Genomic DNA, 15182 nt, shown 5'->3' on the forward strand with positions numbered 1-15182 from the left:
GAATGCTAGTTTTGTTTGCTCTTTTTTATAGAGTTTTTAAGGCCTTGTTAGTGTTTGGCTTAAAAAAATATTGCAAATTTTATAAAAAGCCTTGACAAAAAGGTTTTTTATATATAATATTGCATCTTAAGATTTAATGCTAGAGTTTGAGTATTTAGCGTTAAATAGGCTACTATAAGGCTTTTTGCTTCGTTTGTTTGCTTGGGTGTTTAGATTCCCATTTTCATAGTAGCCTTTTGCAATACCCTGTAACATATCTTTTTTGTATGGCATTTCATACTGGAGTTTTCCGCTTTCATAATATCCTTTACTCATGCCTTGTTTCTTATTGTTTTTAAATGGTATTTCCATTTTTAGATTCCCATTCTCATAATATGCTTTTTCAACATAAATTTCTGCCATGATTATCCTTTGCAATAAAATAGCTTTGGTAATATTACACTTTTAAGATTCCAATTAAGATAGCACAAAGATACCCCGACAGGCTGGGGGATAGCCCTCTATTGTTTGTGTGGGGGTGAGATAGTCGCCTAAGCTTTTTTTGTCTATGAAGTCCGTGCTTCTTTGCTCTGTGTTGTCTGTGTATGAATAGCTTAGAATCTCGCATGATTTAAACCCTGCGTGTAAGGATAGATTCTGCAAGGCTTGTGGGCTGAATATGTAGAATACATTTGGCATTTTCGCATAAGTGGGATAGGGGCAAAGACAGGTGGCAGCTTTATCTTGTAATATCAGCGTTTCAAGCAATAAGATTCCATTTGGGGCTAAAATGCTTTTTAGTTGTTTTAGAGTTTGTAATGGCTCTTTTCTGTGATATAGCACACCTAAGCATAAAATCAAGTCATATTTTGTATTAAGTTGTAGCACATCTTGCACACCTAAAAGGCGGAAGGTGCAATGTGAAATATTTGTGAGTTTGTGGATAAAGTAGAATTGTAGAAAAAATATCGCAATGGGATCAATGCCGCTAATATGCTTTACCCCACGCAGTGCTAAGTCAAACATATAATAGCCATTATTACAACCTACATCAAGCACGACTTTATCTTTGAGGTTATAGCCTATTGTATCTAGGGCTTGTAGGATAAGCTTCATTTTCTTATTACTCTGCCATTCAGAATCAATGTAGAATTGTGAATTGTTTTCTGCACCATACAAGCAAAAAGGACCTTTTCTCCATGGCTTTAAATCTAGGGCTAAATCTTGCAAGGTTTGAAACTCATTATATGAAATGTTGTGAAAATATAGGCTAAGGGCTTCTTTTGCGGGGTTTTTAGATTCTGTATTTTTTGTTAAGTCTGTGGATTCTAAAATCTGTGTGAGGTTTGGGTTGTGGTTTTTAGATTCTAGATTCTTAGATATTTCGCTTCGCTCAAGGTCAATATGACAAGTTGTTTTAGTTTCTAAATTCTCACTATTTTGCGTCCCTATGCCCTGCACCCACCCATTTGGGTAAGATTCTAGAATCTTAGATGTTTCGCTACGCTCAACATGACAATCACTAGATTCTAGAATCTTATTATTACTTGAATCATAGAGTAAGCTATTATTATCACATAGCCTTGAAATGCTATAAGTTGCTTTTGTCTCTAGCGTGAGTAATTTATATAGAATCTCACTATATGACTTTAGTGCGTTTAGCTCTTTTTCACTCCATGTTGAGAGTATAGGATCTTTTTTACATAAATCTTTTAAGCTAGAATCTTTTGCTGCTAAATCTTTTTTCAAAATTACTTCTTTTACTTTAATATCTATATTTGTATGCCATGTGCGCTAAATAGATCTGGTGGCTGGGTTATAGCATGGATTGTTTTTTGGTCTTGCCTTTTGCTTTGTCTTGGCAAGTCGGCATTCTTTTCAAAGGATTTTTTTGAGATTCCATAAATGACTGCTAGGTGGTATGAAGTCTTGGTTAGAATCTGTGTGAGATGATTTATATGTGCGTAAGGAATGGTGATATTTTTTTGCGTTGTTCTTGGTAGCTTTATGCCTTTTGCATAGCATGATAGCATTTTTAGATGTCTTGCTTCTACCTTTAAGTATTCCATTAAGACATTAGAATCGCGACTTTTTCGCAATGATTCAAAGATAATGTGGGCGTTATTCTGTATCTCAGTGTCATAGCCCAAATCTCTTTCTTGCAGACTAGGACATGCAAAAAGACTAGGATTTGTGCAAAAGAGTAGAATCTTATCTTTCACACTAGAGCTAAGTCTCTCATTAGAATCAAGATAGCAATAACTTAGCTCTTCTACATGTAGCCCCTTAATGCCTATATCACCTTGCATATATTTTGGCAATCTAGGATTAAAGGGTTTAATCTCTTTCCCTGATACAATGCGTGTAGTCTTTGATTCCCTTGCGTATAAACCGCCCATAGATTCTATATAGGATTGCCAATACTCTTGCTTTAAAAATGAAAAAGTCGCCATAAGGCTTTCTGCAAATGGAAGTAAAATATAGGGCAAGGAAAGCTTATAAACTGCATTCTCCCAAATAATCTTGCTTTCAAAAAGCGTATAGCTAATGACACTGCAATGCTTATGATAGCGTCTTGGAATCTCTTTTTCTAAATCATGCTGTGAAAAGATACTTCTACTTCTCTCTACTCTCTGCCTTGCATACTGCACAGAATAGCAAGTGTGAATTTGTAGGTTTTCTAAGGCTTGAATGCTTGTTAATAGAATCTTGCAAAAGGGCTGAATGCTTTCATCTTTATTTTTATCTTGGTCTTTGTATAGTTTAAATATTTCTTCTAGGCAGTCTTGCAAGGTTATGCTATGCAATATTGATAAGCCTATTTGCAAACTTTTAGCTAGAGATATTTCAATAGGCGTAAGCATAACGAGCGTATATTTAGATTCCAAAAGGAAATAGCGCACAAATCTCCGCATACTCTGGTCAATACTTCGCACTTTAATCCATGCTATCTCTGTATCATCGCTGCATACCATATCGCCCTCAAAAACGATACCATACGCACCATTTGCTACTGCTCTCTTTATATCATCTGGATTCAATGCAAAAAAAAGTGTCCCATTCACCACCTTTTTCACATTATAAGTAACCCCACTAAAAGCACTAATAAAAGGTGTATTCACTAACTCCCCATATAAAATGTCAAGTGCTTTTTCTAATCTCATTGTTTTTCTTTATAGAATCTAATAAACTTTAAAATAGCTTAATAATAACATAATTTTGCAAAAACTGCCAAAAAATTGCGGTAGAAGCGTTACAAAATGCTATTTTTTGCATAATCTTCAAAAGTTTTGCTGATATAATCGGCAGTCATTTTTGCTTCTTGTAATGTCATGTTTTGATGGCATGGTATAGATAACTCTTTTTTGTAAAAAGATTCTGCATTTGGTAGCTTTGGACTCCCTAAATGTTTATAGCTTGTAAAATTATAAATAGGCTTATAATGCACTTGTACGCCGATATTATATGTAGCTAGTGTGTTTGCAATCTCTTCTTTTTTTGTAGCTAGAGAATCTTCTAATAAAAGCGGATAGAGATGATATGTGCTTTTTACGCAATCTTTAATGTTTAGAGTTTTGCAATATGGACTATCTTTAAAGTAGCTATCATAAAAGAGTGCGATTTCTTTCCGTTTTGCAAGAAAAGATTCTAATCTTTTTAATTGAGAGATTCCAAGACTAGCACTTATTTCATGCAGTCTAAAATTAAATCCAAGTGTTATGCAATCATGATTATAAGGCGTATGTTTTATAATGCCATGACTACACACAAGAGAAGCGATTCTAGCAAAAAAGTCATCATTACTTACTAATGCCCCGCCCTCACAAGTAGTAAAAGGCTTTACCGCATGAAAGCTAAATATACTCATATCAGCTTTGCTTCCTACTTTATCATTGTCATAACTTGCCCCAAAAGCATGGCTGGAATCTGAAATCCATATTAAATTATGCTTTTTTGCAAACTCACTGAATCCTTTCATATCCACACTATTTCCTGCATAATCCACAGAACAGATAGCAATAGTATCTTCACGGAGTAAAGATTCTAAATTCGATAAGTCTAAGTTGCCATTACTATCAATATCTGCAAAAATAGGCGTAATATTGTTTGCAAGCATCATATTTGTCGTAGCCACAAAGCTTATTGGCGTTGTGATAATGCTAAATGAATTATTGTTTGCCGCATAATCTAAGTTTGGTGCATTTTTGAATCTAGAGTTATATTTCTTATTTATGACATATTCTTTCAAGGCGTAAAATGCGGCATATAATGCTGAGGTAGCGGAATTAAAACTTATAGCATGTTTTATGCCGATATATGCGGCAATATCGCTTTCAAACTGCTTTGTATAAGCCCCTTGTGTTAGGTGTGTGGAGCAAAGCGCATTTAGGACCGCTTCTTTATCATCATCATTAATTGATTGTGTGCTATAAGGAATAAAATTTTCTAACATTGCTAAAACCTTTGAAAAACAAGTTATAATCTCAAGTTATAAACATGGAAATATATCATAAATTAAGGAATAATATGATAAGCATTTGGTGTGATTTTATAGAAAGAAGTTTTTTGCAAGGCGAGTTTAAAGAGCTTGTGAGAGAGGGCAAAATACAGGGAGCAACAAGCAATCCTAGCATTTTCGCACAGGCTTTAAAAAGTGATAGCTATAAAGCAAGTATAAATGAACTAAAACAACAAGGCAAAGAACCAAAAGAGATATATGAAAGTCTTGCCATAGAAGATATTAAAAGTGCGAGTGAGATTCTCATGCCACTTTTTTTAGAGAATCCACAAAATGGATTAATAAGCATTGAAATCGATCCATTTTTATCAAATGATATAAACGCAAGCATTGATGAAGGTGTGCGACTTTGGCATGAGATAAACGCAAAAAATGTAATGATTAAAGTCCCAGCGACACAAAGCGGATACACCATAATGGAGCATTTAATGCTGCGGGGCATTAATGTGAATGCAACTTTAGTTTTTACAAAGGAGCAAAGCAGAAGAGTATTACAAGCATTTCAAAAGGCAAACACACAGGCACAGGGAGTAATCAGCGTATTTGTATCAAGGTTTGATAGGGTAATTGATCCGCAACTAAAAGATGAAAAATTATGCGGAAAATATGGCATCGCCAATGCTATTGCGATTTATAAAGACTTTCTAAGCCAAAAACCACAGCAAAATTATAGAATCTTATTTGCTAGCACAGGTGTCAAAGAGAAAAATGCGATATATAATGACGAGGGCTATTATGTTTATCCACTTGCTTTTGAAAATTGTGTCAATACACTCCCTTTACCTACACTTCATGCCTTACAAACGCAGAATCTAAAAGCTCCAAGCATGCAGCAAATCGCTTCATTTGATGATTTAGAAATCGCTGCAAGCCTAGAAGAAATGGATATTAATCTCGTAGCTATCGAAGAACAACTGCTGCAAGATGGACTAAAAAGCTTTGAGCAAAGCTTTGAGTTAATGCTAGATTTACTTGCGTGATACTGCAAATAACTTCGTAATTTAAAATGCATCTTTGTGGTTTATATCTTAATTTAAGCGGTGCAACAAGTATATTGTAGATGTGTTGAATGATTTCTTGCTGGTAGTGTTCTGCTATTTACGAATTAGAAGTTTAATCTACAATTTATGCGATAGCAAAATATCACAAAGACTGCTATATACTTCTATAATTTTCCCGAAAATGATAGGCTCATAGATTCTATATTTTTGCCGCACTTATAGGATTTAGTTTTTTTTAATATGGTGCTTGGTATGGCATGCAGCAAATATTTAGCTCTCAAATTCATACACTCTTTCCAGTGTTTATGGAATCTAAAAGTATAGTGTATCTATAAAATAACCCACAAACAAATTTTCACAAACAAAAAATCACAAAACTTGCAATTTTGTTGTATAATTTCTGCTTTGTGGAAAAACTCACATGTCAATCCTAAAAGTTGGTTGCCCTTTTTTTAGCTAGAAATTAGTGTTGTAAAATACGAAAAATAGGGGTTTAATGGGCATGGTGGCAAAACCAATTCACAAAATTTACTATTAAATTTTAAGGAGCTGTAATATGGTTACTATGAAAGATTTGTTGGAATGTGGTGTGCATTTTGGACATCAAACGAGGCGATGGAATCCAAAAATGAAGAAATTCATCTTTGGTGTGCGTAAAAATATCCACATTATTGACTTGCAAAAGACGCTGCGTTACTTCCGCTACACTTATAATATCGTGCGTGATGCGGCGAGTGAGGGCAAGGTTATTATGTTTGTTGGGACAAAAAAACAAGCAAGTGATACTTTGAGAGAGTATGCTGAAAAGGTGAATGCACCTTATGTAAATTATCGTTGGCTTGGTGGTATGCTTACAAACTTTAGCACGATTAAAAAGTCAGTGAGAAAGCTTGAGATTATTGAAGAGATGGAATCAAGTGGGCAAATTGATCTTTTAACAAAAAAAGAAAAACTTATGCTTATGCGTAAAAAAGAGAAGTTGAATAAATATCTTGGTGGGATACGACATCTTAAAAAAGCCCCCGATATGCTTTTTGTCGTTGATGCACTGAAAGAAAAAATTGCGGTTGGTGAGGCAAGAAAACTTGGCATTCCAGTAGTTGCACCACTCGATACAAATTGCGATCCAGATTTAATCGACTATCCAATTCCGGGCAATGATGATGCGATCCGCTCTATCCAGCTTTTCTGTAAAGAAATAAGCGATGCGATCACAGAAGGGCGTGAGATGAATGGCATTGAGGGTGAAGAAAATGCAGAGAGAACAGAGTCGCTACCTGCTACAGATGCTGAAAAAGATGAAGTAATGGCAGAATTACAAGCAGAAATGGAAAAAGAGTTTCAAGCAAAAGAAGGAGAATAAGAATGCGTGATGAGACTAAAGAGGCATTGCAAAATGCAAAAGAAGCAATTAGTGAAGCGGGAAAGCAAATCAAACAAGAGGTGCAAGAGATTTCTGCAAAAGTTGTAGCGGAATTGCGTAAAAAGACCGATGCAGGTATCATGGAATGCAAAAACGCATTGAAAGAGTGCAAAGGAAATATTGAAGAAGCAATAGAGTATTTACGCAAAAAGGGACTAAGCAAGGCAGCTAAAAAGGCAGATAGAATCGCAGCTGAGGGCGTTATCGCAATGAAAATTGCTGATGACTTCACAAAGGCTACTTTGGTTGAGGTGAATTCTGAAACGGACTTTGTAGCTAAAAATGAAGATTTTCAAGAGATTGTTGCAAATATCCTTGATTTAGCATTCAAACGCTCATTAAACACAACAGAATCTTTAATGCAGCTTAGCGTTAATGGCGAGTCTTTTGAAGATTATTTAAAGCAAAAGATTGCCATTATTGGAGAAAATATTGTTATCCGCCGTGTTGCCACTATCACATGTAAGCCAAATCAGCTCATCAATGGATACTTGCACCATAATAAAAAGGTGGGGGCAATAACACTTTTAAGCGTTGAAAAAGATGAGAATGTGTCTAAATTGAATGAATTTAGCAAACTTTTGAGTATGCATATCGCGTCTATGAAGCCAAAGTTTTTGAGTTATAAAGAGCTTGATAAAGATTTTGTAGCAAAAGAGAGAGTAGCTATTGCTGCGGAGTTAGAGAAAGAAAATGAAGAGTTAGCAAGACTGAAAAAGCCATTGCACCGCATTCCAGAATTTGTAAGCCGCAGTGAGCTTAGTGAATCTGTATTGAAAGCAAAAGAGGAAGAATTGCGTGCTACATTAAAGCGTGAAGGAAAACCAGAGGCAATTTGGGATAAGATTATTCCGGGACAGCTAGATCGCTTTATCCTTGATAATACGATTTTAGACCAGAGATTAACCCTATTAGCACAGCTTTATGCCCTTGATGATAAAAAGACTATCACACAAGTGTTGAATGAAAAAAGCAAAGAGTTAAATGACAATATACAAGTGGTATCTTTCATAAACTTTGAGCTAGGTGAAGGTATCGAAAAGAAAGTGGATAACTTTGCTGAAGAAGTGGCTGCACAAATGAAGTAAATTTTTGGTTAATGCTGATGGATTTGTTAAGATTATAACAAGTATGGATTCTGCGAAATCCATATAGCATTCTTAGTTAAATTGATTTCATCGCGACTCACATACATAAGCTAAAGATTGTTTTTGAAGACATATTGAAGCAAAGGCATATAGTATTATGGCAAAGCAAGATAATTATGGAATCTTTATGCTATATGTGAAAAAATTCTATATTGTTTTTAGCTATATATCCTTTTTTATGATTATATTCTATCAAGTTCTATATGCTAAACAGAGTATAGACAAAGCACAAGATTCTATAAACGCACAGCAAATGCAAACCTATCCAAACACTACGCATAACACATTGCAAACCTATTCGATTATACATGATCTTCGCACAGCATTTGAGCCTTACTCCAGCATGGATACACAATATCAGGCTGTACTAAAAAACTATAATGAAATGCTAAAAAATACACAGGATTCTAGCACTTATCCGCAAAACACTATGTCTATACAAAAGCGATTAGATTCTAAAACTTATACTATAAATCACACACAAACAAAACAAGATTCTATACCACGACAAGAAACACAAGATATAGAATCTAACCTTACGCCAAATACCAAAGAAGCTAGAGAATCTACACTCCAGGTATCTACACAAAATACCAAACATTCATACAATGTAGCACCAGATTCCACAAATAGCCCCTTAAATCCTATCATTACGCAAGAGTTAGATTCTACAAATCGCTATGTTACTTATAGGGATTTTCTAGCTATTCTTGATACATTTTGTTGCTCTGTGTCCCTGCCAAACACCATTATTAATAGCTTTGATTTAAGAGATTCTAAACAAGCCTTGCAACACATAGAATCTAGACTAAAAGATTCTATCCCACAAGATTCCCCATTAAAAGATTCTGTAAAAAACACGCAGAATCTAGCACAAAAACAAGACACAAAAAGCAAACAAAATAACACAAAGACAACTATCAATACAAGCCTACTAGCCCCAAAATGTGTAAAAAAGAAGTTTAATATCACAAAAGATGAAAAGCTAAATATCCACACCTTGCTGCATGCCCTAGCAAAAGAGTGTGATTTCTCCATACAATACACACATAATGCCAAACAAAACTTACACAATCAACAAAACATAACGCTAAATATACGCGACAAACCGCTTGACTTTGTGTTAGAAATGCTTTTAAGTGATATGTTTTATAGCATAGATTCTAATCGCTTGATAATCAGTGATATTTCCATGCAAATGTTTGCGATAAACTACATTTCAAGCACAAGAATGGCTCAAAGCAACACTGATGTCTTATTCGCACAAGAGCAACATGAAAACTACGGCTTAGGATACAATGGATTCTATAACAGCATAACTCCAAATTATATGCAAAATTATGGGTGGCAAAATCTAGCAAATACACAAACTTCACAAAGAGAAAATCAAAGCATGTCAGGCTACCTTGACAATCTCTCATTACGCAATCAACTTCGCTCTCAAATGAGTTCAGCTAATACGCGTTTTGGCAAAAGTGGAACAAAGGTGTATTCACTTGATGAGATTAACTTTTGGGCAGATATAGAATCTAAGATTCACATTATGCTTGATACAAAGCTTGGCGATAAATTTATGATTGACAAAGGGGCGGGGCTTATTGCAGTATGGACTACAAAGCAGAAGATGAGAGAAGTCTCACAATTTTTGCAAGATTTAGAACAAAAGATGAATATGCAAGTAGCCATTGATGTGGAGATTCTATCACTCATACATTTTCAAACAAATAATGTTGGCATTGACTGGCAGCAAATATTTTCTATCTTAAACCCTACGCAATCAAGTCTTAATATCGCATTTGGTGGTGGGGGTGCAATGCTTACACTTGGCAACAATAACGCTGATTTACAAAGTATTTTTAATCTCCTACGCACTTATGGCGATTTGCGTAGCCTTAGCAATCCAAAGATTATGGCACTCAATAATCAACCAGCATTAATTAGTGTCGGATCCGTCCTTCGTTACACACAAAATCTCGTATATCAATCAAATAATACAAATACGACAATCCAAAATACAAGCACACAATACCCAAGTGTTTTTGCGGGAATCTTGCTTGATATTACTCCATCAATTAGCCATGATTCTGTAATCTTACGCATTAATCCCTCTATCACAAAGACAAAAGACCCAGATATGGAAAACGCCGCAGAAGCCTTAAAAGCACCTCCAAACCTTAGCACAAATCAACTCTCTTCAATCGTGAAATTAAAAGATGGCGAACGAGTGATTATTGGCGGATTGTTAAATAATGTCGTCCAAAATACAAGCCAAGCTATACCAAAGATAGGCGAAAACAAATGGCTAAAAAATATCTTTGGCAAACAAAGTCGCACAAATCGCAGCGAAGAGTTAATAATCATCATCACACCGCATATTATACGATAACATTTTTACATGCAATATTACGCGAGTAAGCATATCTCCACCACAAAGAATTTACATTTTGTTGTTACAATACACGCTTTGCAAACACAAATCTAATTTTATTTCAAGATTCCATAAAGGTTAATACATGCGTATCAAACAACTATGTATCATATATATACTCTTGCATATACACATAGCCTATGCGATAGACAATATAGAAAGTCATGCTAAAGACTTGCAAACAATAGATTCTACAAAAGACTCCCAAGAAAACACGAAAGAAAATCTTAAAGAAGATTCCAAGCAAAAAGATTCTAAACAAAATGCACTAGACCAACGCATAAGTGATGATTATGCACGCATACAAACACCACCTTTTCACTCAAAAACACTTGATGTAAGATCATTCTTTTCGCATTTTAAGTTTTATGAGCCATGGTATATATTACCTGCATATTATGGCTTTAGTGATATGTATAGCCCGGATTTAACACGCACGGAGATTAAAGCACAAATAAGCTTTCGTTTAGAGTTATTAAGCGATGTGATGTGTAAATATTGTGCTTTTAGCTTTGATTACACACAAAGAATCTATTTGCAAACTTATAATGACCCACAAAGCGCACCTTTGCGTGATACAGATTTATCGCCCGCGATAAGCTTTATATATAAAAAGCCCATTCCCATTGCAAATGGTGATGGTGGCTATTTTAACTGGTTTTCTATTGGATATCGACATGTAAGCAATGGTGAGAGAGAAAATATATATGATTCTGATCCGCGTCAAGAGGCATGGGGTGGTAAGTTTGTAAGATCTAAAGCATTTGATAGAGTGGTATTTGAAACAAATTATAAATATAAGGATTTCAATGCGAGATTGCGTGCGTGGATGGATATTTCTGCGATCGCTTATGATGGTGCAAAAACGAACGGAGATATTGGCAAATATATGGGATATGGAGATATAAAGCTATCTTACACCTATAAAAATAATCATTTTGAGCTGTATCTAAACAATATTTTTAATAATTATTTTAGCCGTGACTACTGGGATTGGAAAGGGCATGTAGAACTTGGGTATAGCTATGGTGTGAGTAAGCATTATGCCATTTATGTGCAGTATCTTTATGGACACGGTGATAGCTTATATGAATATAGTTTGCCTGTAAATCGAATTGGCGTAGGCGTGCGTTTGCGTGATTTTTAATATTTAAAACAACGATAAAAACTTATTTCAACATAAGCAAACAAAAATAAAAAAAGGAGACCGATATGTTTTTGCGTAGTCAATTTTAAAAGCAAAAAGATTAATGTTAATAAATACTCAAGTTTTCAGTTAAAGGAAAAAATGCAAAAACAAACAAATCTAAGAATTTTTAGTAACATTAAAAAAATTGCCACATTCTATACTATGAATCCCCTTAACACGCAAGTTCATAGATTTTAGAATCTAATCTTATCATGTTGAGCATAGCAAAACACCTAATAAAGATTCTAAAAGAGATATGTTGGTTTTGTTTCAATATGACAAGAAGTTAAGACTTTGCCAAATTGCACTCAACCCATACAAAGACTAACACAATACTAGATTCTACGCACTAACTTTATATGTCATCTCTTTATATGCCAAGCATGGGGATATATTGAAACAAGTAAGACACAACAAAGATTGAGAAAATACAAAGGATAGCACACATAAAGGCTACAAAGCGAATGGGAGCGGTGCTATTATCTTCATAAAAGTTTTCATTGCTACCTTGTTTAAAATACATAGCAACGATTAATTTTAGATAATAGCACACTGCAATAGCACTATTTAACATCATCATAAATGCAAGTAGCATTTCATTTTGCTGCAAAGCATTTGTAATGATAAAAATCTTACCCCAAAAGATAGAAAATGGCGGTATCCCAGCAAGAGATAACATAAATAACGCCATGCTTAAAGCCATTATAGGATGCTTTTTCCCAAAGCCATAGAATCTTTGTAGGTCGTAATCATAGCGAGTTTGCGTATTAAGCGGCTTTGCTATCCATAACATTGTAAATGCTCCAAGATTTGTTATCAAAAACAATACCCAATAAAGTATCAAGGTATCAAATGTCCCAAGATAGATACAAGCAAGGGCAAAACCAGAATGCGAAATCGAGCTAAACGCAAGCATTCTTTTCACATCTTTTTGCACTAGAGCCATAATATTTGGCAAAGTAATAGTAATGAGTAAAAGGATTCTAACAAGATATTCAATGTAATTATGCGATGCGTTTTCACTCTGTAAAAGTGGCAAAAAGAGTATAGCAAAAAGACCAAAACCAGCAATCTTTGGCACAACAGAAACATAACCTGCTAACACGGGATTACTTGCCTCATACACATCTGGCATCCAGCTATGCCATGGGACTAATGAGACTTTAAAACCAAGCCCTGCAAGCATGAAAAGCATACTAAAAAGCAGCAATAAAACATCTAAAACATGTCCGTGCAATAAGACATTTTTATACTCAATAGCATTTCTTTGCAATGAAAAATCACCAAAATAGAGATAAAAAAGCATGATTCCAAGTATGAAAAATATGCTTGCAAGCGCACTTGCTACAAAGTATTTTATCCCTCCCTCAATGCCATAAATCCTGCGATTAAACGCTAACATCGCCGCTAAAGGCAGACTGCCTATCTCTAGTCCAAGTAGCACTAATACTAAATTATTACCTTGCACCATAAGCATAAAGCCTGATATGGAGAATAGATAAAGCGGATAAAACTCTGGTGTTTGAAACTCAACAAATTTATATTTTGAAAAAGTAAGCAATATAAACCAAAATGATGCGATGAGAATAATATATTCTGCACTTAGAGTAATGGCTGAAACATTCTCAATATGCCCAACGCTAAGACAGAAAAAGAAAGCCGCTGCGATAAAAATCATACATAAAGATAAGCTTGTATTGCGTGAAAATTGACTTGCAAATACATTGCTAAATAGCACAACAATAGCCCCTAGCACTAAAATGACAGAAGGCATATACATGTATAAATAAGTGTAAAAATCTAGCGTATTCATATTTACTCCTCTTTATTTGTGCTATTGCTTTGATTGTCTATACTTTGAGATTCTGTATTAGAATCCATGCTTTCTCTTTGCGGTGTGGGCGGTGGCAATTCGCCAAGATTATCCATTATTGTATTATTTAGCATTGCCCTTTCTATAACTAAGCTATTATTGACTTTAGCGATATGCTCTTTTGTTGTTTGCTCTTGTGCTAGAGTATAGGTTGTGCCTACAAGTTGCTGCACAGAGACTTGCATAGGTTTTAAAAGCGTATTTGGAAACACACCAAGCCATATAATAACAAATGCAATAGGACCAAGCACACAGAACTCTTTGAATCCTAAGTCTTTTAGCGATTGTGTGATATGCGTTTGTTTCAATGTGCCATAGAATACATTTTTAAAAAGATAGAGCATATAACTTGCTGCGATGATGAGTGTAGTCCCAGCGATAGCGGTTATAATAGGTGAGGTTTGGAAATATCCATAAAGTGATAAAAACTCTCCTACAAAGCCGATAGTAAGCGGTAAGCCAACATTTGATAGCATAACAATGGCAAAGAAAGTTGAGTAATGTGGCATAACATGTGCGACACCGCCAAAATCATCAACATGCCTTGTCATTGTGCGATAATAAAGCATACCTGCTAACATGAAAAGCCCCCCGCTTGTAACACCATGTGCTACCATCATAAAAATCGCACCGCTAATGCCTTCATTATTAAACGCAAAGATTCCAAGCACAACAATACCCATGTGTGAGATTGAGCTATATGCGATAACCTTTTTTATATCCTTTTGTTTAAAGGCAATAATACCTGCATATACCACCATAATAACTGCTAAAACGCTTACAATAGGCATAAAATGCACGCTTGCATCAGGAAATAAAGGCAGGACAAAACGCAAGAGTGCATAAGTCCCCATTTTTGAAAGTAGGGCTGATAGCATAACACTGCCAAGGGCTGGGGCTTCACTATAAATATGTGGTAGCCATGTATGCAGGGGAATGATTGGAATCTTTACAGCAATGGATACAAAAAAGCCTAAAAATAGCCATATTTGTGTATCTAATGGAATCTTTAAATCTCCACTTAACCACACACCTAAATCAAAACTCCAATATCCAAGCTGCTCATAACAGAGATAGCCAATATAAAGGATTGCAAGTAGCATCATAAGGCTTGATGCAAAGGTATAAACAAAGAATTTTAAACCAATATAAATCTTTTGTCCGCTACCCCAAACACCAACCATATAAAGCACAGGTAATAATGCAAGTTCCCAACATGTATAAAACATTAATACATTTTGTGAGACAAAGAGAGCCATAAGTATAGCTTCAAGTGATAGCAAACATACAACAAAAGGCTTTGCATCATCTCTTCTTTGCAAATAGATATTCGCAAGGAAAATAATAAAAGCGGTCAATACAATCAAAAACAAAGAGATTCCATCAACAAATACAATATAATCAATGCCAAGGGCTGGAATCAAAAATATCTTTGTAAAAAACTGCGTATCCGCTATATCCACACGATAGCTAATCCATAAAGCGATAACAAGCCCAAGCTCAATAAAAGAAATAATTCGCCCAAATCGCTTTGCCCCGCTATCATCAAACATGAATATAAATAAACATGCTACAAGGGGGCAACCAATAATTAAGCTTAATAAATATTCCACTTTTACTCC

At 35.1% G+C, this 15182-nt stretch carries 11 protein-coding genes; 5 read left to right on the forward strand and 6 right to left on the reverse strand.

What is annotated here, in order from left to right:
* Window positions 1-126: 126 nt before the first annotated feature.
* From C6H08_RS04280 to C6H08_RS04295, 4 genes are all read right to left on the reverse strand, one after another.
* Entirely contained in the window at window positions 127-402 is a 276-nt protein-coding gene (locus C6H08_RS04280; protein ID WP_104686116.1) for a toxin-antitoxin system YwqK family antitoxin, read from the reverse strand.
* Window positions 403-456: 54 nt separating this feature from the next.
* Complete coding sequence (gene cmoB, locus C6H08_RS04285) at window positions 457-1728, reverse strand: tRNA 5-methoxyuridine(34)/uridine 5-oxyacetic acid(34) synthase CmoB (RefSeq protein ID WP_034579043.1); 1272 nt, start codon at window positions 1726-1728, stop codon at window positions 457-459.
* Between the two features lie 23 nt (window positions 1729-1751).
* A complete protein-coding gene (locus C6H08_RS04290; protein ID WP_034579041.1) occupies window positions 1752-3143 on the reverse strand; it encodes a hypothetical protein in 1392 nt (463 codons plus the stop codon).
* A gap of 89 nt (window positions 3144-3232) precedes the next feature.
* Window positions 3233-4432: a DegT/DnrJ/EryC1/StrS family aminotransferase gene (locus C6H08_RS04295; RefSeq protein WP_034579039.1), complete on the reverse strand. Its 1200-nt coding sequence runs from the start codon at window positions 4430-4432 to the stop codon at window positions 3233-3235.
* Window positions 4433-4506: 74 nt separating this feature from the next.
* Here C6H08_RS04295 and C6H08_RS04300 point away from each other — a divergent pair, with 74 nt between their 5' ends.
* The 5 genes from C6H08_RS04300 to C6H08_RS04320 all read left to right on the forward strand — a co-directional run bounded on the left by C6H08_RS04300 (window position 4507) and on the right by C6H08_RS04320 (window position 11645).
* Entirely contained in the window at window positions 4507-5478 is a 972-nt protein-coding gene (locus C6H08_RS04300) for a transaldolase (RefSeq protein WP_034562481.1), read from the forward strand.
* Between the two features lie 577 nt (window positions 5479-6055).
* Entirely contained in the window at window positions 6056-6862 is an 807-nt protein-coding gene (gene rpsB, locus C6H08_RS04305; protein ID WP_034579037.1) for a 30S ribosomal protein S2, read from the forward strand.
* An 80-nt stretch (window positions 6863-6942) separates the two neighbouring features.
* Window positions 6943-8010 (forward strand): translation elongation factor Ts, encoded by a 1068-nt coding sequence (gene tsf / locus C6H08_RS04310; protein WP_005218901.1) that lies wholly within the window; start codon window positions 6943-6945, stop codon window positions 8008-8010.
* Between the two features lie 157 nt (window positions 8011-8167).
* Window positions 8168-10456, forward strand: coding sequence for a secretin N-terminal domain-containing protein (locus C6H08_RS04315; protein WP_034579035.1), 2289 nt, complete (start codon window positions 8168-8170; stop codon window positions 10454-10456).
* Between the two features lie 127 nt (window positions 10457-10583).
* Window positions 10584-11645 (forward strand): phospholipase A, encoded by a 1062-nt coding sequence (locus C6H08_RS04320; RefSeq protein WP_034562475.1) that lies wholly within the window; start codon window positions 10584-10586, stop codon window positions 11643-11645.
* 412 nt (window positions 11646-12057) lie between these two features.
* On the opposite strand, the gene C6H08_RS04325 is transcribed toward C6H08_RS04320, so the two are convergent.
* Together C6H08_RS04325 and C6H08_RS04330 are read right to left on the reverse strand one after the other, a co-directional pair.
* Complete coding sequence (locus C6H08_RS04325; protein ID WP_034562472.1) at window positions 12058-13500, reverse strand: NADH-quinone oxidoreductase subunit N; 1443 nt, start codon at window positions 13498-13500, stop codon at window positions 12058-12060.
* Between the two features lie 2 nt (window positions 13501-13502).
* A complete protein-coding gene (locus C6H08_RS04330) occupies window positions 13503-15173 on the reverse strand; it encodes a complex I subunit 4 family protein (RefSeq protein WP_034562470.1) in 1671 nt (556 codons plus the stop codon).
* Window positions 15174-15182: the final 9 nt, after the last annotated feature.

The sequence above is a fragment of the Helicobacter bilis genome (assembly GCF_900198365.1).
GTDB classification, from domain to species: domain Bacteria; phylum Campylobacterota; class Campylobacteria; order Campylobacterales; family Helicobacteraceae; genus Helicobacter_A; species Helicobacter_A bilis_B.

Excerpts from the sequence above, each read along its gene's own strand:
- C6H08_RS04280 (WP_104686116.1), bottom strand. The coding sequence starts at position 402 with ATGGCAGAAATTTATGTTGAAAAAGCATATTATGAGAATGGGAATCTA.
- C6H08_RS04290 (WP_034579041.1), bottom strand. The coding sequence starts at position 3,143 with ATGAGATTAGAAAAAGCACTTGACATTTTATATGGGGAGTTAGTGAAT.
- C6H08_RS04295 (WP_034579039.1), bottom strand. The coding sequence starts at position 4,432 with ATGTTAGAAAATTTTATTCCTTATAGCACACAATCAATTAATGATGAT.
- C6H08_RS04300 (WP_034562481.1), top strand. The coding sequence starts at position 4,507 with ATGATAAGCATTTGGTGTGATTTTATAGAAAGAAGTTTTTTGCAAGGC.
- rpsB (WP_034579037.1), top strand. The coding sequence starts at position 6,056 with ATGGTTACTATGAAAGATTTGTTGGAATGTGGTGTGCATTTTGGACAT.
- C6H08_RS04315 (WP_034579035.1), top strand. The coding sequence starts at position 8,168 with ATGGCAAAGCAAGATAATTATGGAATCTTTATGCTATATGTGAAAAAA.
- C6H08_RS04320 (WP_034562475.1), top strand. The coding sequence starts at position 10,584 with ATGCGTATCAAACAACTATGTATCATATATATACTCTTGCATATACAC.
- C6H08_RS04325 (WP_034562472.1), bottom strand. The coding sequence starts at position 13,500 with ATGAATACGCTAGATTTTTACACTTATTTATACATGTATATGCCTTCT.